The organism is Vibrio sp. 11986-1-5, from assembly GCF_963878025.1.
GTDB classification, from domain to species: Bacteria; Pseudomonadota; Gammaproteobacteria; order Enterobacterales; family Vibrionaceae; genus Vibrio; species Vibrio injensis.
This window is the reverse complement of the sequence record NZ_CAWNVW010000022.1, coordinates 117,437-140,899: the sequence shown is the minus strand read 5'-3', so window position 1 is coordinate 140,899 and position 23,463 is coordinate 117,437. Positions and strand designations below refer to the sequence as shown.

The window sequence follows — 23,463 nt, the reverse complement described above, 5'->3', positions numbered from 1 at the left end:
AATGTAACTTGCAATATACCCAAACCAATTGGAGTTGCAGGTAGGCGGTAAGTGAGTGACCAATGTGTCTGGAACCAATTTGAACAGCCGTAGGCTGGCCTTTGATGAGAGCCACGGATGACTCTCATCATCCCCATGAACATAGGCCAACATCAACGCCTCCTGACGCTGATAGCAGAAGATGATATTATCTTCTGCTATTTTTTTGTGATAACCCAAAACTACGTGACGTTGACAATACACCTGCAACTTCACGTTGGAAGAGGGTATCTCAATGCTTCAATTAATAAGGTTGACCGTGACTCTCGAATCAGGTTTTGTTCTCACTCGTCAAGCAAGAGATATCAATGGCAAAAGTCATATTGAGCTGTGGCTGGCAACCCATCAGGGCCCGACACAATTGATTATCGAAGGTGAACAAGCAGTCTTCTTTATCGAGCTATCACAGATCCAAGCCTGTCAAGCCATCGCGACTCAGCAACAGATAACGGTAGATATTCGCCCTCTGCAACTTAAAGACTTTAACCAGCAGCCACTGGCAGGCTGTTATTTTGCTAGCCATCATCAGGCATCTCAACTGGCCCAAGCGCTCCAGCATGCTGATATCATGACGTTAGAAGCCGATATTAAATTGGCTGATCGCTATTTGATGGAGCGATTTATTCAAGGTAGCCTTGAGTTTACGGGCGCGATAACTCATTACGACAACTATCGCCAAGTTCGGCAAGCGAAATGCCGACAAACCGACTACTTACCACAACTGCACGTGGTTTCATTAGATATTGAATGCTCCGAAAAAGGCCTGCTCTACTCCATCGGTTTGCATAGCCCCATCGACAGCCGCGTGATCATGGTCGGCCAACCACAACCTGCTGAAACCACCATTCAATGGGTTGCCGATGAATATCACTTACTGAGTGCTTTAGTCGATTGGTTTCAACGTTACGACCCAGATGTGATCATTGGCTGGAATGTTTATCTGAACCTGCATATTTAACGATCTTTTATTGACCAATTCTTAACCACCTGCTTAAGTCAACATAACACTACATCGTATAAATGAATGCAGAGATTATGTGGAAAAAGATCAAAGTCACGGGGATTCGAAGTGCAATTGGTATTATCGATACCTATTTTGTAGTTCGTGATGACATACCATTTGGAACTGAAGAACACTTCCACGTTCCTGCCTCCCTATATCTTCTTCTAGGATCAGCAAATGGTGTGAAGTTAAGCACACAAAAAGATCGCGCGAGTGACTTAGTTCTCTTTTTTAATACCCTTGAATTCCCCAATGATCCACGGCAATTTCCTTTAGATTGGAAGCTGTTAACTGGTAATGACCAAGCAGGCTATTTAGGTTACCTAAGAACTGAACGAGAGAATAGCGAATCAACTATTCTAAGGGCAATTTCGTCAATACGTCCATTTTATCTATTCGCTCGTGACACGTTACCGATCCTAGATTCACACACAGCATACTCTTTCCCATATCTTAAATACCGATCCCGTAAAAGTATAATTTCAAACACTCTCACCCCAAGAAGGATCAAGTCACAATATATAGATCGGCTACTTTTCGAGGTCATTGAGGCAAATATAACTGGAAAAAGTAAATTCACTCGAATTCGGAATCTCATTGGAATACGCCTAGGGAGAAACAGTGGTTTAAGAGCGCATGAAGTCACGCTAGCAGGAAATTTTAGCACTGGTGAGTTGCGTACTAATATTGCTGAGATGCGTGCTCGTGGTGAATCTTCAATAGAGATCGATATTATCTCTGAAAAAGGAAATAAAGAGCGACCAATCGTTATCAAGAAAAACGACGTAGCATTAATTGAGCGCTTTCTAAATGGTCCTCGTCGAAAGCTGCCTGAGGGAGAGCTCTTATGCCGTTCGGATGGACTCCCTTTTTCTAGCGACAGCACTCCTGCGACAAAATGGTTCAAAGACACACTAAAAAAAGCAATGCCAACATTACTATCCAAATATTACGATTTCTGCTCAAATTCTGACCGAAAGTTCATAATTGCTAAGAAATCGCTCAGGGAGTTGAGCTTCCATTCTGGAAGACATAGCTATGCAACTGATCTTGTAAGTGAAGCCTATGAGGCAGGAACCGACCCGAATGAACTTCTTTTGATTCGCCTTGGGCATGTTAACAAATCAACTTTATCGGTCTATATAACCGTCGAAGCCATTCTGGTAGGTAGAGAGACTAACAAATCAGAGCTCGATATATCAACACAGGATAAGTAATGAAAGATAAAAACAAAAATTGGTTGTCTGACTATGCTCCTGCTGAAATAGCCCCATTAAATAGCGATCCAACGACGGCACGGATCTCTATTCTTAGTTCGCATAGCCGCATAGAAGATAAAGTAACAAGAGTTGAAAATCTGACAATTCCTCCGAAGCTTATTAACGATCCTTTATGTTTAGCGTTAATTTCCTATTGTAAATCTGAAGACTTTTTAAGCCAATCACCAAATACACGTAAAAATAAATATGATCATTTCAGTAATTTATTTCTTTTTCTTGATAAGCACTATGGTGAGCAGCGTATGTCTGATGTGACAGGCATTCATCCAGACTATATCAGCTACAGAAAAAAAAAGGGACAAAATATAAGTTCTTGTATTTCTACAATTAACGTAGCACTTAAGTGGTACATAGAACAAAAAAATAATGATCCAGAGCATATAGCAAGAGTTAAAGCTACACAAACTAGAATACCCAAAATTTCACGCAACCCTAGTAAGCCAAGACCTGCACTGTCTGACCTCATTGAGTCAATAGAATATGATGATGTAATATTAATTAAATCACTCAGAGATTTTTCTGTTGTCATGCTAAAAGTAATGAGCGAACAGAGGGATTATTTACTATCATTCCCAGAAATAATTGAAGCTAAATCATCACTGCCTAAATTAAGTAAAGACGTACGAGAATTAATTGAACGAGGAGTTAATAGCTCATATAAAGTATCATTTGACTTAACACAAAAGTATATTAAGCCAATATGGGATGCAATATCATCATCAAATGACGGTTTACTGATAGAACGTATGCTATTAAATTGTAGTTACACTCGCTCATACATACAAAACCGTGAAGACCCCATAACTCAGGAAGAGCAGAAAGAATTTCTAGAGCAACATTTAAATAGTGATGGTTCACTGAGGTCTAATAGTAGTGACTATTTTTACAAAGTAGCGAAAAAGAGGAACATTGTAAGCGCCGCGAAGCTTTCTAACCTTTCTTATGAATCATTATCCCAACCTACGAAAGTAGAAGAAGTATTAATATCCTTACTCCTAGCAAGTGAACGAATACAACCGTCGGGGCAGTTTGAACTATCCATAGACAATTATTACATCACAGGTGACAGTGGTTCGTGGGATTTTAGCAAAAAACGCTCTATTGCAAAGGAGCATCCTTCAAGGCTCTATACTATAAATTCTTTAGTCCATCATACCTACTTAAAATACATTCAGTTTTGTAGCTCAATAGATTCTCAGAAATTTTCGGTTGGGAGGTCGTTGCAATCAACTCAGGCAAGGTTAACTTTTCGTTGTGGTACTGAGTATGACCCTTATCTTTCTGTAGCTCTCAAAGGTTCTTATTTAAGAAATTGGCTATTTAGAACACATCCCACAACTAAACCATTCATTGATCTTTTAACCAAAATCTGCGAACACAACGATCCTTTATACAATAGCTACGGCAAACATAAAAGAGGAATGAAAAGTATCTCTCTTTCATATGTAGCGCAATCTGTAGCAATTAATTCTAGAAAACGAAATATACGCACAAAACAAAGCGCATATGAGAGATATGGGCAAAGTACTGTAGAGGCGGCACTTGATGCACACACACCAGAGATCAAAAAAAATATCTATATCAACAGAAGTGAAACCATAACAAGAATTAACGAGCGAAAATGGTTTTCTGAGATTGTCAGTGAGGAAATGGTTGCGGATGCGCTTAATATAAAGGCAGTTCTTTCAAACTCAGATACAAATGTAATGTCATTGTCAGAAGCTCGAAAAGTTTTAGGTTTTAAGGGGATCAAGCCTGATTCTGATGAAATCTCTAAGCTAGGCGACTTTATTGATGAATGTGCAGAGGCGAACTACAAGACAGGATATTTTGCTGATGTAACCTTAGAATCAAAAAAAATAGTAGTGGAAATTCCTATTACAGCTGCTCTCATGCTTTCTTATCAATCCGAGTTAGAGAAAGAGTTCAAAAAGGATACATACGTTTCGAATCGTAGAAAAGCCTACATGCTATCTCGTTACCTGTATGTCGATGAAATACTCAACGAATTTGAGCCATTGGTTATTGAACAAGGTAAGAAATTGTTGGAACAATTTGCAATTCCCTCACCACCTATATTTGTGGAGAATTTATGATTTTTGATCAACATAGTAAAACAAATCAATTTGATCTCAACGCCTCTACAAATCAATATCGAAACAGTTTTGGAGATCCTCTCTGGTGCCTAGAGGATGAAGATGGAAAAATAAAGGTAGTTGATTTTCTGGAGTGGAAATGTAGCGATGATAAAATTGTTTGGGCACAGTCATTTATCCTCAAACGTGCTGATGGTTACGTTAATGCACAACAAAAAATAGTAATTAGTGATTTGGGAACTTGGAATCCTATAATTAACAAATTACGGGGGTTTTGTGAGTATTGGGAATCTAATAACCCCACCATACCCTTATCTAGATGGACCCAAAAAGATATTATTAAATTTATTAAGGAGGTGATGACATATAGAGATGAGGACGGTAATCAGTGCGTCAAACATCATGGTCAGGAAGAGGGTTATAGGCATATCTTGTACCGTTCATATCAATATTTCACTAGTTCAGCAATCATAGACGGCCTAAGGGTAGTTGTTACTCGACAATTTACGGGTGCTATTCTTGAACCATACCTAAAGCAATCTGGTACGACTTTAGCTACGTGGCTGAAAGGCGGAACTTTTGGAACTATCCCTATCGAAAATGGAATGGTCGTATTGGCTCATGCGTTAAACTTACTAAAGTCGAAACGAGCTAATGCCGCAAGAGCATTCTACAACTTCATGAGGGAAAACCAACCTACAAATCCAACTACGATATTATCTTTAAGGGAAAATCTATTCCCAGAAAACAGAAATTGTCCTCGATCTGGAACATCAAGAGGGCCACGCAAGAAAAATATAAGAAAGCTTAAAGATCTCTTAGAAGAAAAACTCGATGGAGAATCGCCAGACCTATTTACAGAGGGGAATCTGGGTGATTTTGTGGTTCAACTCTACAATGCAGCAAGTTACATATTATTAGTCTTGAGCGGCTTCCGTCTAAGTGAGTGGGTTACCTTTAAGGCGAATGATTTTCAAAAACTGCCTGATGGTACTTGGGAATTTTGCAATGAAATACACAAGACGAACCATTCGATAAAATCACCAAGATATCTTCATAGCATGGCAGTGCTTGCCGTTGACACCCTCATCGAGTGCTCCTATGTTGATAAAGTCTCAGAGAACGCACCTGTATTTATCAGAACTTTCAGGACCCACAGCTTTGTTAGTAAGAACAAAAGAATGCCAAAACTTTCCGAGATATTAGACAAGAAAATTTGGGGAGAACATCCAGATATTACCATTCGATCCGGATTTGATAAGTTTTATAGTGAAACTATCAAGCAACACCCCGAACTGGCCAAAATCCACAATACAACCACGCCCCACCAAGCAAGACACCTTTGGGCAGAATATACCATTCGTCGATTTGATGGTGCAGTCATAGATTTAATTACTGAGCACTTCAGACATCGATATTCCGACAATTTCATTAGATCTTATTACGAAGACGCACTTCGTGAACGTGAACGTGATGATATAGAACTCGCTTATATCGAAGATATTTTACGTCGAATTGGTAGCCGTGATGAATCCTTATCAGGCTTTTATGGTCCTGCGGCAAAACGTGCTCGAAATGAATTAAGAAAAGCTCTTCTTATTTCAACCGACGATTTTGACTTTGTGCTAGCAAGCTTAACTGAGAGTATCATAATTACCGTTGATGAGTGGGGATACTGCTTACTTAGGAAAGGTGAAGAGAGTCTGGCAAAATGTTGGAATAAAGACCTAGGCATAATAATGGTTGAAGAATCTCGTTCTTTTGAAATATGCGGTAGCTGCCCACATAGCTGTAACACCAAATTACAGAGAAATGGGATAGAACGCTCTCTAATCGCCCACGAGGAATTTATCAAGGCTTTGCCTGCAGAGCTATCTCGTCTAGCAGACTCAAGCAGAAAACATATTAGAACAGGCGAGATTCGATTAAAGGCGATGGATGATGAGTAGACTTTTAAGGTATGAAAAAAAGAGCAGTTCCTCCCTACATGAACCTGATTGGCTTGCCTCTGCAACTCCACTTCAAAAAATGCTTTATTTAGAAGCAAAAAAACAATTCGATGCCAAAAAAGCCGCAATCGAATCAGGACAAACTTCTGAAGGAAAAGATCGCAAGATAGTTGCTTCGGAAGTTGCATCTGCAGCTAAGTGCGACAAAAGTAATATCAGCAAGCGGAAGAATCCAGATCTTCATAAGTGGATCACAGACCACACCGAGCAATTAATCGCTTTAGCTCAGGTAAAGCGTCAATCTACCGTATCCCGCCGGAAAACAGCAGAGGAGGTTCGGAAGGAAAACCAGTTGATTAAGAACCAAATTAAGACTGATAGAAATCACGATTACGTTGCGATTGCTGAAGCCTTACTTGGTTGCACTCTAATTGAATCTCACAAAAATCTATCTGATGAACTGGCTGAGTTACGACACGAAAACCAAACTCTACAAAATCAAGTTGCTGAATTGCGCGAAACAAATAGACAGTTAATAAAATCCATTAACATCTCAAGTAAGAAACATGGCATATAATATATGTTACGCAAAAAGCATCAGAAAATAGAACTAAAAGAATTGTTTTACTTGTACTAATTCAGACCTGATCTGACAGTTACCCATTTTTCGACTTGGTGCCTGTCAGATTATATCTGGGCTAGATTCTTTTCAGCCCAGATTGATTTCCCATCCTCTAATGTCTCTATTGGCGTTCTGCCACAGCACATTTTTCCTTGATGGGTACGATGATTGTTGTAGTAGTCCATCCATTCGTCCAGATCTTTCTGTAACTCTTCTATTGAACCATACAGTTTCTTTCTGAATGTCACTTGGTAGAACTCATTTAATATGGTCTTGTGGAAGCGCTCGAAGATACCATTTGTCTGTGGCGACATCGCTTTCGTTTTCGTGTGGTCGATATCATTGATGGCAAGATAGAGTTGGTAATCGTGCTGTTCAACACGGCCACAGTATTCAGTACCTCGGTCAGTCACGATCCTGAGCATAGGCAGCTCATGTGCTTCGAAGAACGGGAGCACCTTTGTCATTCAACATATCAGCAGCCGTGATGGGTGTTTTTGTCGTGTAGAGCTTAGCGAAGGCGATTTTGCTGTAGGTATCAACGAACGTCTTCTAATAGATGCGTCCAACACCTTTAAGGTTGCCAATATAAAACGTGTCTTGAGACCCGAGATAGCCTGGGTGCGCTGTTTCAATCTCACCACAAGCCTCGTCATCATGTTTCTTGCGCTCAAAGGCTGCAACTTGCTCGTCCGTTAGAATGATACCGTTCTCAGCGACCTGTTTTTCTAAGGCAATAAGGCGCTTTTTGAAGTTTTCTAAGTCATTACGAAGCCAGATTGAGCGAACGCCACTTGGAGAGATAAAGACACCGAGTTTACGTAGCTCGTTGCTTGTTCTCACTTGCCCGTGAGCAGGGAAATCGATGGCGTATTTGATAACGGCCTGTTCAGTTTCACTATCGACTCGGTTCTTCATGTTTGGTGTTCTGCGGCTCCGATTAATCAGAGCATCGATACCACCAGTTTCAACCAACTCCTGATAACGATAGAAGGTGTCTCTTGAAACGCCCATAACCTTACAAGCTCTAGAGACATTGCCAAGTTCTTCTGCAAGATTGAGAAGGCCAGCTTTGTGTTTAATGATTGGATTGCTAGTATGAAGCATGAGAGTTACCTCTTATTGTTTTTGATTACGGTTTAAGCACCTTTAATCAAAGTGGGTAACTCTCTTCTTTTCAAATTGAAGTGTCAGATCTAGTCTGAACTAATACATTTGACTTAAAACAGCCCTAATTGGGGTCCGCTTAGTTGCTTAAAGTCGTACCCTACGAAAGGTAAGATTGCTTCTGCAACCGGCTTTATCTGTTTTTCGATGTAGTGCTGATAGTCAATCGCACTTTCCAAATACTCTTTAGGCTCTGGGCCACTGACTGTTATTAAATACTCAATATACCCACGGTTTTGGTACTGCAACGGTCGTCCTAGGCGGGCGTTTTTCTCATCAGCTATACGCGCAGCTCGAACCTGTGGGGGAATATTCTTCTCGTATTCGTGGAGTCGTCGGTGCAATCGCTTTCGATAAATCAACATATTATCAAACTCACCAGCTTCGATTTGTTCAACCGTATTTTTCACGTAATCAGATGGGTCTTGGTCATGAAATACCATCATATAAAGTCTTTGCTGAAATTCTTGAGCCAGTTGTGTCCAGTCAGACCGTGCACTCTCAAGACCTTTGAATACAATTTTCTCATCGTTGTCTTTACTCACCAGACCTGCATAGCGTTTCTTCGAACCAGTTTCTGATCCACGAATGGTTGGCATCAAAAACTTGCGGTAGTGGGTTTCATATTCTAGATCCAAGAAAGAGTCGATCCCGAAACGTTGTTTTAGCTCTTGTTTCCACCAAGCATTTATGTACTTCACAAGTTTCTTGCCAATCTCATCAGCTTGTTGCTCTGAATAAGCACTATTAAGCGCAACAAAAGTCGAGTCTGTATCACCATAGATAACTTGATAACCTTGCTCCTCTACCAATTGTTTGGTGGTTTTCATGATTTCATGTCCACGCATTGTGATACTAGAAGCCAGACGTGTATCGAAGAAACGACACCCGGAAGAACCCAGCACACCATAAAACGAGTTCATAATGATTTTTAAGGCTTGAGAAAAGGCAAGATCATTGTTTTTTTTTGCTAGATCGCGCGCTTGCCAAATATCTTGAACCATCTTGGGTAGGACGTGTTTTTCTCGATGGAATTGTCCACCACGGAACCCTTCAATTGCTCTATCCAGCGTATTACCCGTTGGCAATCGTAGTCCTTCTATAAGCCCAAGAGGATCTATAAGATATGAGCGAATGATCGCCGGATAAAGGCTCTTGTAGTCAAGAACAAGGACCGAATCATAGAGGCCTGGGAGTGAGTCCATCACATAGCCACCAGGGGAAGCTATCCAGTCTTCAGAGTGCATGTTGGGTGCGACATAACCAGCACGATGCAGTTGGGGCAGGTAAAGGTTAGTGAAGGCCGCAACCGAACCACCTACGCGATCTAGCTCAAGCCCGGTTAGGCATGAGCGTTCAATGGCAAAATCTAATAGATGGGTTTTATCGAAGATTCGATTAACCAAAACGCAGTCTTGCAAGTTATATCTAGCCAAAGAGGGCTTATCCGATCGGAACATCTGATTGATCTCTTCCATTCGGTCATGGACGCTGTGAATGATTTTACCTTCACCTAACAACTCTTGTGATACGGACTCAAGCGACCAAGAGCGGAAATGGTAAGTCGCTGTCTTGAGCATATCAATGCCATCAATCACTACTCGCCCTGGAATCGAAATAAAACCTTGCTGGTTATTACCTGAGCGAAAGAATGCACTGCGACTATTACGACCGATGGCGAGTGGGACTTTATTCAACTGAGCGCGCTTATTCAATAAGCGAAAATCGAAATCGATAATATTCCATCCTACGATGACATCAGGATCGAATTGTTGAAACCACTGATTGAGAGTTAGTAGGAGGGCTTTTTCATCGGAGACCCATTGGATCGGTGTTTCCGCTGGCTCTGGTTGGCCAATCAGAATCACTCGGCTATCTCGCTCGCAATCAAGACCAATAGAATATAGCGCTCCTTTTTCCGAGCATTCAATATCGAGTGATACCACACACAAACTTGGCTTGAACTGGCTAGGACGACACTTGGCCTTCGTTATATAGAAATGATTACGACGTGCGAGTTGATGACCAGTAAACTCGATACTGCCTTTAATGAATCGCTCCATCAAATAACGGTCAGCGAGACGAATATCGCTTTCATAAGCGACAACGTCATTTTGTTTTAGTAGAGTTATTGCCGTATTAGCATCTTCAATAGTAACAAAGTAGCAAGCTACTACATTGTAATTCCGGAACGTCTTGAGTGGTAGAGATTTGAGTTCAAATTTAAGCCCTCGGCTAATGAGCAATGCTCTAGCATTCTTGGCATTGCTGACATCAATGAAAAAAGTTGGTCGCTCACCCTCAATATCCAGCAGTACAGGCCCTTGAGGGGTTGATACCCAAAGTTCGATAACGGTTTTGTTACCTCTGTCTCTTGCTTGTCGGGTTAAAACAAACCCCTGATTGATGTTCAATCGACTTCCTAAATTTTTGTGCTACAAACCACTATCTTAATGATGGTATCAAAAATCGTTGATAGAAAGATATATTGTTTAGAGACAAAGAGGATATGCTGACGCTGCAAATATACAAACTAATTTCAGCCTCATTAAATGACTTAGAACGAAAACTCATTCACACTTTGTTCGTTCGGGTAAATATTTCCATTGTATGTCAGGAGTTAATATGTTCTATGTCGGTGTTTGTCACTATTACGCAACTGGTGAAGGAGTCAAAATTTATGTCGCTAGCGGTAGTGAAGAATCAATCCGTAAAGCTATTCCAGAATACTTTCACCAAAGGCTCACTCTTTTAACCCCATCTGAATGGCTAAAAGCTTCAATTGGAGAGAGTAAATACCACCAATCGGATGTAAAAGTTCTTAAGACCTATTTACCAGTATTATGGAAACAAATTGAGGAAAGAGCCTTAGGAAGAGGATGCCAACTTAATTTTTTTATGGAGTACCATTTTAACTATGCCTAACTATCTATGCTTTTTTTATATCCGAAAACTATCGCTAATACAGGGGTCGATTAAGGCTCCTTTTGTCAGTGTGACTCCACCTGACACGAATCGCTCCCTAAACGTGTTTAGATAATCGTGAAGCCTATCAATTAACTACCGAGGAATTCATCTTTCTAGTAAAAAGCATATAAAATATGAATGAGTTAGTAAATAAACCTTTATTAAGAATGGATTGTAGGTATTGTAAGTTTTTATACATATAAAAAATCAACATATAAAAGACGACATTTATATTGGCTTCCTCTTTAGATATGAACCGTATCGTTGGTACTGATAGTTTGGGTAAATCGTATAACCAGCAACATACTTATGAGCTGATAGCTTTAATTGAACAGATGAGTTAACCAAGAAGTTAACTCAGTTTGGACAAAAATCCGTTTCAGAAAATATAACATTAGCGATTCTTGAATAACGAAATGTATGGAAAATCGCTTCCTGAGTCATTATTGTGATTGATAAAGCACAGCAAGCCCCCGATTATATTAATAATCGAACCACAACATTATCTTGGCTATGCAAATCAAACGAGACTTTGACTACTACCACAACCTACACAATGTCATTACTCACGCCTTACTTCACTTGTTATGTAAAGTGTCAGCATCTCCCCGCTTTGTGCCAGTCGCAACGCGCAATGAAATCTTGATAAAATACCTCAAGCCTAAGCTCAACGATAAGTCTTTAACAAATATTAAAAAAGACATCAAACTGATGCTCAGCGTTGCGAGAAAAAAAGGCGGGAACCTAGAAATGAAACTGCATAAACTCAGCACTGAATCGAATCAAACGAAACTCGTCGGGGCTGAAAAGCTCTATAACCTACTCGTCCACCTTCATGATGAAGAAGGTATTGAGTCTCGGCTGTTTGAAGAAGGTAGCGAAGCGGAGCCTGGCATTCTTTACATGTTAGAAGAGCAAGTCGAACACAGTTTTGACCAAGAACATAACCAAGTGACACCGTTATCGATGCTTATCCAGCTAGAGCGTGCACCAGAGCTCATAAATTCGATTAACGCTCACGGTCTGTTCCTTGCCGAAATGAAAGAGTGGAACGCAGAGTTACATCAAGCCCATATTTTAGTGCACCCTACTTAAAACATGACGGCGACGATAACTGTCATATGACACTTCACCAGAAGGTGATACGAGAGTTAATAGAGCGCATCAAAATACGATGGCCGTGGTTTTCTTGCTGGTTTTGGATAAAAACGCGTCAGTGGTTTTTCTAATTTAGTAAATTATCGGTAACTGTAGTTATCACAAGCGTGCTGTATCAAGTTCTTCCCTTAAACTTAGGTCACCAGTTGTATCCAATCTTTGAGTCATTAAAACGAAATTCTATCTTCAAAAATACACGCCACTACTCCTTGAGATAAATTGAATTATCTAAGGTCAAATAGAAGTACCAGAGGGGGAGTTTGACAAACCCAAGGGAGCAAGTCGCAGCATGCGCTTACCATTTTTCTTGCCATGCACATACATTGTGACCTTATGTCAAAATCTAATGTGCATATCTTATCTTTTCAGGTAATTAAAGATACAATATGAGCACTGCACCATAGACAATAAAAGGCATAACATGGCTCACACGGCATATCTCTCTGTTATCGGTAAAAAACAAGGTTGTATATCCCTTGGTTGCAACACGAAAGACTCTATAGGAAATAAGGCTCAAGTATCGCATTCAAATGAAATCACCGTTCTGGCGTGTAACTTCACCTTAAACAAACACGGCGGACCTGCCGAAGTCGTCATTACCAAACCCATTGATAAAGCCTCTCCACTTCTTGGTAATGCCTTTTCTAAACAAGAGCATTTACAGTGCACAATCAATTTCTTTCGTACTAATGAGCAAGGCTATAACGAAAACTTCTATACTATTGAGTTGGTTGACGCCTTAATTACCACCCTGTCTTTTGACCAACCTAACGTACTTAACTCTGGCGATGAAGATATGTCAGAAACCCTTCACCTCTCTTACCGAGACATCACTTGGAAACATAAAATAGCTGGCACTGAAGGTTATGAAACGTGGGAAAGAGACTTAGAATGAGAAACCAGACTGCGCCGGACACATGGGACATTCGAGAAGTCGAAAAGGCAGGAAAAGGACTCACTATGCAAGCCGTCACGCTGTCACACCGCTATATTTCGAATGGTGGGCTAAAGATGCAGTTTGTTCGTGACGTTGATCGTTTTGAACAATGCCTTGTTAACGACTTTAAGAACGGTAAAAAAAACAAAGAAACGGTATTCAAAGAACTTCGAAAAGAAAGACAAAACCTGATGGCCCAAGGTGCCATAATCACCCAAAAAGGGATAGGTGTTATATCTGGGGTGATGCAGGTCGCAGCTGGCGCGGGGATCTGTTACTACTCTGCGGCTTATCTTTGTTCAATTGGTGCTTCACTGATGGCTCATGGCACAAATAACATGTATGAAAATGGCAAATACTTTTGGGATGGCGATGAGAATGCCACGGGGCTAGTTCGAGAAAGTTATCAGAATATTGCGGAATTTTTCGGCTACTCAAAATCTTATGGGGACATCGCTTACTATGGCGCCGATTTAGCCATGTCAGCTTATGGATTAGTGGCCAAAACCACCACAGCTAAAAATGCCGCAGAGGCGTATCAAATTACCTCCAAACCTAACCTAAAGCCAATGCTATGGACAAGAACCCCAAAAGCCAAGCAGTTTAAGTTATTTAGGTACAGCTCAGAGGACTACTTAAGGGGATATCAAGCAATGAGTAAATCCGCATTAGGTGTCGAAATGGGAGCAGACTATTACAACATCGATGCCATAAAGGATTCGAGCAATTGAAAGAAGTTCTATTTTTTTTGTTTACACTGATACTGCTAATTATCTTAAAGCGGATTTCTTATTGCTCATTTAGAAATTCTTTATACATTTTCACTTACGTCGTTCTTGTAATTGGATTCGTTGCCGGTAATTATTATTCTATTTTCATGAATGGAACACTATTAATGGGCACACTACCAAGCATATCATTCAAACAAAATGAATTAATCCGGTGGTTTAGCATTGTCGTGTGTTTATATTTAGGGCTATTAATCCCCAAAAGAGGGTGATATGCATAATTTCGGCCATTCAAAATCTTATAAGGGTATAGCTTACTATGGCACAGATTTAGCCATGTAGCTTATGAATTAGTGACCAAAATTTCTGTATGAAACCGTTTGTCTTTAAACATTAATCGTCATTTTCGTGTTTCATGCGCCGTTCAACAAACCTTTGGACAAAAACAAGTTAGGATGTCGGTTGTATCAGGTGAATTTTGGATAAAAATTTCTATGGGTAACGCCCAATCGAGGTGTGAAGCATAAGCCACTAAAAATTAGAGTAAATACCATAAAGCTAGATTTGATGTTGATCACTTAAAATATATGTATAATGTCGTTGAAAGAATTTAGGGCAGTACGCATTGCGGAGCAGAGTCCTTGCGACACCAGCCAAACAAGCGAGGTGCCGCCTATGGAAAAACAATTGCAATCTACAAAACTTGGAATCAAATCCACCCTATTAGTCATCTTTGGATGGCTAGCTTTTTTTAGTTCCTTCATGCTGCAACCAGACTTAACCATCGCAGCTATAATACTTCAAACAGTCGCTAGGGTTCTGCCCTAAGTTCTTTTGCCAACATCCATCTTTAGCTAAACCGACTCCTATTACATCTCAATAACTATACTTTCCGGTCGACCTAATTGAGAGTAATACATTGTTTCGGTCAACCCTATATCCTGAATTGTCATGTCAACCGTTTCTATCGGCTTATTAGCAACTTCGCTAATTAACTTTAAAGATTCATCATACCAATTTGGATGATTCGTATTTATTAAGTAATTGCACTGAATATGCAGTTCCGTATACTCTTTAGCTGTAAGCCATTTCAGCTCGTCTCTAAAAAACATTAAAAAATCGGTGCAAAAGGACATGCGTAGAAAGCCAGTAATAAATGTACGCCATGTTAATACCTCTACTCTCATTTTCTGAATAGCCTTTAGAAAAGCACTTATTCTGTATACTAATCGACCAACGAAAATGGCAGATTTTATCGCATTCACAGGTAATAATGTACCCAATACAGATATACTACCTCTAGCAAGGAATGAATTTGCAACTGATGCATGTGATCCTGCTAATGCTGAAGTTAAGCATGCACTCAAAATAACAATTGGTGGTGATATTATCGGCAGGTGCCAAATGTCAACTTGATCACTGCCAATTTGTAGCCAACCATATGAATCAGTACCTCCATGATTTCCATGGCAATCCATTATTAAAATACTCCCTTTAATTTCGTTGAGGGCAATTACAAACTCATCTTCAGACCCCACATCTACAATCGTTATTTCGATGTCATCAACTAATTTTGAGTAATGAGTTAGTGCCTCTTCGAGTTTATATTTCAGAGGATCGTTTTCTCTAAATGAACGGATTACAGTGATGTTTAGCAACTCATTTTTTTTAACTGTAACATTGGAAAAATTAGTACAACTTTGAAGAAACATGTTACCCGGTGTAGTAGGGATTTTAGATGTTTCATGTGTGAACATGAGTGGGATTCGATCAAGAGAAACCCAATCTAGATGTATGTTTGAACAAAGTGTTATTGAACTTGAATGTTGAACGATAAAATCAATAAGTGGCTCATCAATCTCCCCTCTCATTTTTTCAACTAAATCTTTGAATTTTCGATCAAGCTTTCTTTTTGATTTATCTGTACCAGAAGAAACTAAGCTTTCGATATCTTTAAAATTACCATGGAAAAAATTTAATGAGTTAGCTAGACGAACCGCTGGCACACAATAAGAAGTACATAACATATTGATCGCTGCCGATGACAAACGTAATTCACTTTGTCTGGTTGAAAGTATCATTTGAAAAACTTTGTTTTCAAAAACTTGCGTAACATCTTCTTTGTTGAAATCTCGCATATTAAATCCGGAGTAAGATTTATTTCTAAATACTCCGTCAATTAGAAGCTCTTGGGATTTCTTATTTTTTAAATCTCTTCTAATTTTGTTCCAGAATTGATCTTTGAAGTTATACAGGTGAGTAAAAATGCTAGGACAGTATAGGACTAAGTCTGATTTTAGTGATGTGGTTTTATACTCATTTGTTAAGGAAAGAACTTTTTGTGAGGTATCCAGAATAGCTTCAATGTATGGTTGACGTTCATTACTTCCTTGTAAGGCATTTGTACCTGAGAGACTGTAACCAAGTGAATATAAGACTGCTTCATTCGCATTTGAAACAGAGTGGCTATACGATTTTTGATCCAGTTCTATCTGCTGAGCAGTTCTTGCTACTCTTGATGATAAGAAGTCTTTTGGCTTTTCATTTAAGTCGCCATTTTCTTTTAGTGAATTTAATCTTTCCGCAATTTTTTCATCCAAAAGAAAAGGAGTAAATTCATCCCTCAACACAATGTCGCAGATATCTGACCAGCCCACAACTAACAGCGGATATTTTGAAGCTTTACTAATATCCTTAACATACGTAGCACTCTCTTCATCTACGCAGTAACAAAATATAAATGGATGTGCTTGAAAGACTTCAAACCATTTTTTAAAGGCGATTTTATCAAGCAAAAAGTTATTGCTTACAGATAAGTTTATGCGATGTCGTATAAGCTCTTCATGTGAAATGAAAAGTTCATTTGCTGAAGTTGGAAGTATGCTCATGTATTCAAGCAATCTAGAGTGCTGACTAGAAATCAAATCGATCAAATAACCTTGAAAAGGCGATTGATCCTTAATGTCTTCTGATCGCGGCATTATCAGCACATGCAAAATCGAAGTTTCAACAAGGTTAGGATACATATAGCTCACTCAAACTATTAAAAAGTTCTATCTTACAGGTTACGACAACTGCTTGATTATTAAATTTGGTATTATTCTACATGTATCATAAAAAAGTACTGAATTTCATTGTATTTCAGTATTCTGATGAACTTTAGCCGAGTTAAATACGTAGTTTATTGATACTTAAAATTATTTCAGTAATTGCAGCCTTAAGTACTTGTAAACAAATCTTAGCTGTATGCTCTCTTGGTGTGAAGCCTGATGACATTTGTTGATAGGGGTGAATGTAATTACGAAAGTCCCTTAGAGTATGTGAAAACTTATGGGTATCAAGCTGAATTAGTTCTAAGTCTTTTGCCACATCAATAAAGGCGGCAAGAGTCCAGTCATGAAACGGTTGAACTTTACCTTCACGATTTTTGGGGGAAGACTTCACCGTGTTAAATGCTCTCGGATAACTAGAAGCTAATCCAAGAAAAACCCCTTCTAAAGTGCTACCAGCTATTAGAATCGTAGAAAGATAAGCTGCCGAACTATAAGTTTTTTCAATTTCATCTACTCGTTTGTTCAGTACGTCAGTTACGGTAGGGTCCAAGCCTAAATCAGAGATAGTGAAACCACTAAACTCACGACTTAAAAAGTCAGACTCAGACAAACTATTTGATTTCACGCTATCCTCGTTTAACTCCACTTTATGAAGTTTCTTGAAGGATATTTCAGCTTCATTTCTAACAACTTGCCATTTGTCAAAAGCTAAATACTGATTAAGTTCGGCAATCAAGCGATCCAACTCGTCAATACGGCTAATAAAATTGACGGGGTTGAATACTGCTTTAATGCATTTATCAAGTTGAGGTGTTCCATTGATTGCTTCTAAACAATCGTCTGTATACTTCCAACGGGAGGGGAAGCCTTGTCCATATGAGTGATCAAAACCTAGAGCATTAAAAAATTTAACCAAATTTGGCCCAGAACGATACTCAGTATCTTCATTTATTAAGTTTCGAAGTTTTTCACTCGTTTTGCTGCTGATGATCATTCAAATTCCTCCAGTACATAACGCGTCTTAGATAGCGAACCTGCTTCTTTGTATCCTTATAATGCCTCCTTTACTCTGCTATATCAAAAAGTCAGTGTGTTAATGACGGCTAGAGTAAACTAGTTCGCAAGATGTTGCTTAAGTAGGATGCAGGGTGCTTTTTTACGACCTTTAGATAAATTTTACTAGGGGAAATCTGTTGTATCGCAATATGAATAAACTTTTGCTCTAACTTGAAAAGGGGCATTTTCGTGTTTGAAAGGTGGTAATCACAAAGGCGGTCACGAGAGTTGTTGGCCGCCAGTTTGGTATGATCCTTTATTACTAAGGATGAGACTTATTACTCTCCTACACAAATGAGAGGGGACTCTTATTGCGCTAACGCCCCACTTTTGAATTTATGTTCTGGATACCAAGTTCCATTTTCATTCTTGCTGATGAGTTTGCAGAATGCACTTTCATGATTGGAGGTACAAATCCACGCGTAATAACGGCCTCTTCAATCCATAAAACCACGTCATATCCAGTGCCATGATCATCATCTCCAAGGTCGTGATCTAAGCTAATCTCAGTTACATTACCGCTTTTAAGCAACTCGATCACTTCTTCAGGCCAATAAGATCTAACCCAACCTTCCGGTGTATCTCTTTCATCATCTAAATATACCTTCATGTAATACCCGTAATTTATAATTGCGACAACACTTTTTGTATCGCTAGGACAAAACCATTTTTAAATAGTGGGCGACCATGTACATCTTTAACAGCACCGTACTTTGATACTGTCCAACCTCTTTGCGCCATCTTATCTTCATTAATGGCATCCTCAAGAGCCTCGATATCAGCATTGAGCAATACATCATTCAATGACGGCAACACTTCAACGTCCTGCTTTACTTGTTCCGCATGAATAACCTGATTAGGTCGCATATCAACAACCACCTCAGCATTTTGTTTAAGGATACGGTTCTCTGCTTTTAAGTACAGGGCGCAGATCTCAGTGATGTTACCATTCTTGTGGTTATTCATTAATTGCTAATGTTTAATTTCCTAAAATATGGTTTTGTCCAATAATGAGTTAACTTCTTGGTTAACTCATTTGGTCAGACTATAACCCTCTTCAACAAAATGCTCTGTAGTGCAAGCCAAACTCAGGTCAACAAATTTTTAAGCCTTATTTCCTTGTACTTAACTGAAGTAGCAATTAGCATACTCTAATTTAGTCAACGTTGACTCCTTTTTATCAGGGATATTATTTCCCGATTATCGCAGCTAACACAATGTAAATTAAAGTGATTAACTCGATAAGACACTCAAAAGTCAACAAATTTTTCTACTGATAAAAATGTGATTGATTTTGACTTTCGCTTACTGCATAAGCGTGCCGAGTGGCACAAATTAAAGCTGAAACTTGGCCGAGCTAAACAAGCCAGTTACTTTCGATCGGCTGCGCAAACGAACCAAGGCTTTATTACCATTCCCGGACGCGTGGTACTGGATGGAATCGATACCTTAAAAACCGCGACCTATCAGTTTCGCTCTTGGTCTTTAGAGGCGGTATCCCGTCAACTGTTAGGAGAAGGTAAAGCCATTACTCAACCACACGATAGAATGGAAGAAATCAATCGCCTTTATCGACAAGATAAACCTCAGCTCGCCCATTACAATCTGCAAGATTGCATTTTAGTCGAGAAGATTTTCCAACATACCCATTTACTAGACTTTGTCATTCAGCGCTCTCGATTAACCGGATTAGAGCTAGATAGAATTGGCGGTTCAGTCGCCGCGTTTACAAACCTCTATCTGCCTCAACTGCATCGTGCAGGTTACATCGCGCCCAACCTACACTCGGAAAACTGGATGGCTAGCCCAGGTGGTTATGTCATGGACTCTCGCCCTGGCTTGTATGACTCCGTATTAGTGTTAGATTTTAAGAGTCTTTACCCGTCGATCATTCGCTCATTTTTGATTGATCCTCTGGGGTTAATTGAAGGGTTAACGCTCGACGTTGGCCGGGCATCCCATCAAGCGGTAGAGGGATTTCGCGGCGGGCAGTTTCATCGTCAGCGCCATTTTCTGCCCGCCATGATTGAAGCGCTATGGGCCGCACGGGATATCGCTAAGAAAAACAATGAACCTGCCTTTTCGCAAGCGATTAAAATCATCATGAACTCCTTTTATGGCGTACTTGGATCCTCTGGCTGTCGGTTTTTTGATACTCGTCTGGCTTCAAGTATTACCATGCGTGGCCACGAAATCATGAAACAAACCAAAATGTTAATTGAGGCGCAAGGTTATCAGGTCATTTATGGTGATACCGATTCAACCTTTGTTTCATTAGGTGGTCCATTTAACCAAACACAAGCTGACCAAATCGGACGCGACTTGGTCTTGCACATTAACCAATGGTGGACAACCCACCTTGAGCAAACCTACGCTCTGAGCTCTTTTTTAGAATTAGAGTACGAAACTCACTACCGCAAATTTTTAATGCCGACCATTCGCGGCTCAGAAACTGGATCGAAAAAGCGCTACGCTGGCCTAACTAGTGAACACGGCACGGAAAAAATGGTGTTTAAAGGCTTAGAGAGCGCCCGCAGCGATTGGACACCTCTTGCCCAACGTTTTCAGTCTGAACTGTATTGGATGATATTTCACAATGAGCAGCCCGATGAGTATATTCGCACCACCGTAGAGCAAACGTTGGCTGGAGAGTTTGATCACCAATTGACCTACCAAAAGCGGCTACGACGCAAGCTGCACGAGTACCAAAAAAACGTGCCGCCTCAAGTGCGCGCCGCTCGTCTAGCCGACGAAATTAATGCGCGTTTGGGCCGATCTTTACAATATCAAAACAAAGGCACGATTGAATACTGCATGACACTTAATGGCCCTGAGCCTAAACAGTACTTATCGAGCCCTATCGATTATCAGCATTACATTGATAAGCAGTTAAAACCCGTTGCTGATGCCATTCTGCCTTTTATTAACCGTCAGTTTGAGCAAATTATCGCGCCGCAACTCGGGTTATTTTAATTCCAAGAGCATTAACCTATCTTAAATTCAGTTTTCTTATACTGTTTTACTAACCATGGGCCAAAGCTATCTAATAAACCAATTACCGAACGCTTGGGGATCACTCGCCCTTTCAATAAAATCTTTAAACGGTCAATCTCGGTTTGTTTCTCTGGGTAATAACGTAAAAACTGCTCGCCGCACTGCTGTGGGTCATCAAACCAATTTTTGTCCTGATACATGACTAATGAATAACTCGCGCGCAGCAATTTTTTAGCAATCGTCTGCTGAGCATTAACTTGTTGTGCAGTATCATTGGTTTTCGCGATTTTATCACGATAGAACAATAACCAATCTTCAACATCCATATTCCAATGTTTAGCAATTTCCCAACTCGGTTCATAATCACCAAAGCATTCTGCAAGGTTATCGCCATAAACACAAACACTGCAATGACGTAACAAGAAGCCCCAAGAAAATAAACTGTCTAAACTTGCCACCTCTTTTACTTGCGCAGTTTTAAAACTGATATCAGTAATGAATGCAAAACGCTTTTGAAAACGCCAACGGATGGTATTGATTAATGTCGTGCGAGTATTCTCGATTGAGCCATAAGTCACCACAATCACATCTAGATTAGAGTGATGAGGACGCGCAGTTTTACGAGCCACGCTACCATACAGATAGACACTATGTAGCTGATCTCCTAATCCAGCGCGCAAAAAAGAGACCAACTCATTAATGGCTGGTTGATAATCAGCTTGGAAAGGCGGCTTTGCATCAATAGGCGACAAGGTCATGCCGTAAAGTAACTCAACAAGTGAAACATAAAGTTATGTTCTCCTATGCACGCGTTTGAATCAATAGCCAAATCATGACTAAGCGTATCTTGCGAAACAACGTCTGTTCCAGCAATTTTTTCTTTTCCGTGGTGCATGAAGCATTTCTTTTCTGAGAAAGCATTCGTTATAATGCGCCGAAATCAAGCACAAAGGGTATTTTCCATGCCAAAGGCAAGTGAACTAAAAAAAGGTTTTGCTATCGTTTCTAACGGCAAAACATTGTTAATCAAAGATATCGAAGTGACCACTCCGGGTGGCCGTGGTGGCTCTAAAATTTACAAGCTACGTTGTACTGACCTAACCACAGGTGCTCGCGTCGACGAACGTTATAAATCTGACGATTTTCTTGATACGGTAGAGATGAACAAACGCAATGTTTCTTTCTCTTATGTCGATGGTGATGACTATATCTTCATGGATAATGCAGATTACTCACAATTCACCTTCAAAAAAGCCGATATCGAAGATGAACTGCTGTTTATCACCGAAGAAATTCAAGGTCTACAAGTGGTACTGGTTGATGGTAAACCCGTTGCCATCGAATTACCGTCTTCTGTAGAGATGGTCATTGAAGAAACCGATCCATCAATCAAAGGAGCGTCTGCTTCTTCACGCACTAAACCAGCGCGCTTTGCCACAGGTCTAGTGGTACAAGTGCCTGAATACATCGCTAACGGTGATCGCATTGTGATCAATACCGCTGAGCGTAAATACATGAACCGAGCGTAAACATGACAGACTTACTCTCTTACGATGAAGCCATCGATACCGCATACGACATTTTTTTAGAAATGGCGGAAGATAATCTTGAACCGGCAGATGTGCTACTGTTCGTCGCTCAGTTTGATGAGCGCGGCGCAGCTGAGGTGGTTGATATTAGTGATGATTGGGATGCGGAAGTGGGCTTTAGCGTCGACAAAGAGCGCTATGCGGAAATTTGCATAGGTTTGGTCAATGAGAGTAATGACGTACTGGATGACGTTTTTGCACGTTTATTGCTGAGCCGAGATCCTGAACAAAAGTTTTGTCATATTCGCTGGAAACGTGACTAATATTCGTTTTGTTAGCCGACTAATCTAGGTTAAGCCACTAAGCGACAATGCCAACTCAGTACGAGTTGGCATTATTTTTACCCTAACCGAAAAATCGACTGAGCATTGGCCGCTAAGTAGCCAAAGATCGTTATTCGACTAGTTGGTAATGAATCACATACAACTCTTCTATCCCTGGATAGATATCGCTGATCACCTGTTTTAATTCAGTTAAAGTCATATTTTCTTGCTGAGCATGAAACTCATTTAAGTCATCAAACTGGATAGGTTCAACATTGATGATCTTTAAACGGCAAAACCAACGCCCTTCTTCTAAGGTACTCACTTCAACAATAGAACCCGGCTGATAATCTTTCTCGCTGTGATCACGAATAGTGATGACTTTTTTCTCCGTTAAAATATCGTTTTCAAACCGCGAAAAGAAAGTCATTTCGGTGGGTATGCTGGTCGAGGATGCGAGCATATTTTTCTCTCTTATTAGCACATAAAGAGCTAACACTATAACGGATAAGCCTACGGCTGTTCAAATGGGTTCCAGACAAATGGCTGACTCATTTACACG

Annotated in this window: 17 protein-coding genes and 3 pseudogenes; 12 read left to right on the top strand and 8 right to left on the bottom strand. The window is 40.1% G+C overall.

Annotated features, from left to right (window positions below; genetic code table 11):
• Positions 1-298 precede the first annotated feature (298 nt).
• From AACS00_RS06520 to AACS00_RS06500, 5 genes and pseudogenes are all read left to right on the top strand, one after another.
• Positions 299-976, top strand: a pseudogene (locus AACS00_RS06520) (3'-5' exonuclease); the annotation flags it as partial.
• Positions 977-1,074: 98 nt separating this feature from the next.
• A complete protein-coding gene (locus AACS00_RS06515) occupies positions 1,075-2,259 on the top strand; it encodes a site-specific integrase (RefSeq protein ID WP_088732578.1) in 1,185 nt (394 codons plus the stop codon).
• Positions 2,259-4,418 (top strand): hypothetical protein, encoded by a 2,160-nt coding sequence (locus tag AACS00_RS06510; RefSeq protein WP_110166870.1) that lies wholly within the window; start codon positions 2,259-2,261, stop codon positions 4,416-4,418. The genes AACS00_RS06515 and AACS00_RS06510 overlap by 1 nt, the downstream gene beginning before the upstream one ends.
• Complete coding sequence (locus AACS00_RS06505; RefSeq protein WP_110166869.1) at positions 4,415-6,367, top strand: hypothetical protein; 1,953 nt, start codon at positions 4,415-4,417, stop codon at positions 6,365-6,367. Before AACS00_RS06510 ends, AACS00_RS06505 begins: the two co-directional genes overlap by 4 nt.
• Positions 6,357-6,944 (top strand): hypothetical protein, encoded by a 588-nt coding sequence (locus AACS00_RS06500; protein ID WP_198300426.1) that lies wholly within the window; start codon positions 6,357-6,359, stop codon positions 6,942-6,944. Before AACS00_RS06505 ends, AACS00_RS06500 begins: the two co-directional genes overlap by 11 nt.
• Positions 6,945-7,054: 110 nt before the next feature.
• On the opposite strand, the pseudogene AACS00_RS06495 reads toward AACS00_RS06500, so the two are convergent.
• Positions 7,055-8,096: pseudogene (locus AACS00_RS06495) on the bottom strand (IS481 family transposase).
• Between the two features lie 113 nt (positions 8,097-8,209).
• The gene (locus AACS00_RS06490; protein WP_088732583.1) at positions 8,210-10,570 is read right to left on the bottom strand and encodes a DNA polymerase II; all 2,361 of its coding nucleotides are present in this window, start codon (positions 10,568-10,570) and stop codon (positions 8,210-8,212) included.
• Positions 10,571-10,781: 211 nt separating this feature from the next.
• Between AACS00_RS06490 and AACS00_RS06485 the strand changes: the two genes are divergently transcribed.
• The 4 genes from AACS00_RS06485 to AACS00_RS06470 all read left to right on the top strand — a co-directional run bounded on the left by AACS00_RS06485 (position 10,782) and on the right by AACS00_RS06470 (position 13,949).
• Positions 10,782-11,081: a hypothetical protein gene (locus AACS00_RS06485; protein WP_110166868.1), complete on the top strand. Its 300-nt coding sequence runs from the start codon at positions 10,782-10,784 to the stop codon at positions 11,079-11,081.
• Positions 11,082-11,636: 555 nt separating this feature from the next.
• Positions 11,637-12,218: a DUF2913 family protein gene (locus AACS00_RS06480; protein WP_088732585.1), complete on the top strand. Its 582-nt coding sequence runs from the start codon at positions 11,637-11,639 to the stop codon at positions 12,216-12,218.
• Between the two features lie 484 nt (positions 12,219-12,702).
• Complete coding sequence (locus AACS00_RS06475; protein ID WP_088732586.1) at positions 12,703-13,176, top strand: Hcp family type VI secretion system effector; 474 nt, start codon at positions 12,703-12,705, stop codon at positions 13,174-13,176.
• Positions 13,173-13,949 (top strand): DUF4225 domain-containing protein, encoded by a 777-nt coding sequence (locus AACS00_RS06470; RefSeq protein ID WP_110166867.1) that lies wholly within the window; start codon positions 13,173-13,175, stop codon positions 13,947-13,949. The genes AACS00_RS06475 and AACS00_RS06470 overlap by 4 nt, the downstream gene beginning before the upstream one ends.
• A gap of 866 nt (positions 13,950-14,815) precedes the next feature.
• On the opposite strand, the gene AACS00_RS06465 is transcribed toward AACS00_RS06470, so the two are convergent.
• From AACS00_RS06465 to gmtX, 4 genes are all read right to left on the bottom strand, one after another.
• Positions 14,816-16,972, bottom strand: coding sequence for a hypothetical protein (locus AACS00_RS06465; protein ID WP_110166866.1), 2,157 nt, complete (start codon positions 16,970-16,972; stop codon positions 14,816-14,818).
• A gap of 142 nt (positions 16,973-17,114) precedes the next feature.
• The gene (locus tag AACS00_RS06460; RefSeq protein WP_110166865.1) at positions 17,115-17,993 is read right to left on the bottom strand and encodes a hypothetical protein; all 879 of its coding nucleotides are present in this window, start codon (positions 17,991-17,993) and stop codon (positions 17,115-17,117) included.
• Between the two features lie 378 nt (positions 17,994-18,371).
• On the bottom strand, positions 18,372-18,665 hold the full coding sequence (locus AACS00_RS06455) for a cyclic-phosphate processing receiver domain-containing protein (RefSeq protein WP_088732592.1): 294 nt from the start codon (positions 18,663-18,665) through the stop codon (positions 18,372-18,374).
• A gap of 14 nt (positions 18,666-18,679) precedes the next feature.
• Complete coding sequence (gene gmtX, locus AACS00_RS06450) at positions 18,680-19,021, bottom strand: gamma-mobile-trio protein GmtX (RefSeq protein ID WP_198300427.1); 342 nt, start codon at positions 19,019-19,021, stop codon at positions 18,680-18,682.
• Positions 19,022-19,336: 315 nt separating this feature from the next.
• Between gmtX and AACS00_RS06445 the strand changes: the two are divergent.
• A pseudogene (locus AACS00_RS06445) lies at positions 19,337-21,028 on the top strand (DNA polymerase II); the annotation flags it as partial.
• 11 nt (positions 21,029-21,039) lie between these two features.
• Here the strand turns inward: AACS00_RS06445 and AACS00_RS06440 are convergent.
• The gene (locus tag AACS00_RS06440) at positions 21,040-21,807 is read right to left on the bottom strand and encodes a nucleotidyltransferase domain-containing protein (RefSeq protein ID WP_110166864.1); all 768 of its coding nucleotides are present in this window, start codon (positions 21,805-21,807) and stop codon (positions 21,040-21,042) included.
• Positions 21,808-22,011: 204 nt separating this feature from the next.
• Here AACS00_RS06440 and yeiP point away from each other — a divergent pair, with 204 nt between their 5' ends.
• Both yeiP and AACS00_RS06430 read left to right on the top strand, forming a co-directional pair.
• Positions 22,012-22,578 (top strand): elongation factor P-like protein YeiP, encoded by a 567-nt coding sequence (gene yeiP, locus AACS00_RS06435; RefSeq protein ID WP_072669239.1) that lies wholly within the window; start codon positions 22,012-22,014, stop codon positions 22,576-22,578.
• Positions 22,579-22,580: 2 nt separating this feature from the next.
• A complete protein-coding gene (locus AACS00_RS06430) occupies positions 22,581-22,901 on the top strand; it encodes an HI1450 family dsDNA-mimic protein (RefSeq protein WP_004395430.1) in 321 nt (106 codons plus the stop codon).
• Positions 22,902-23,031: 130 nt separating this feature from the next.
• Here AACS00_RS06430 and yqfB read toward each other — a convergent pair whose 3' ends face one another.
• Positions 23,032-23,331, bottom strand: a complete 300-nt coding sequence (gene yqfB, locus AACS00_RS06425; protein WP_219968404.1) for a N(4)-acetylcytidine aminohydrolase — start codon at positions 23,329-23,331, stop codon at positions 23,032-23,034.
• Between the last annotated feature and the right edge of the window lie 132 nt (positions 23,332-23,463).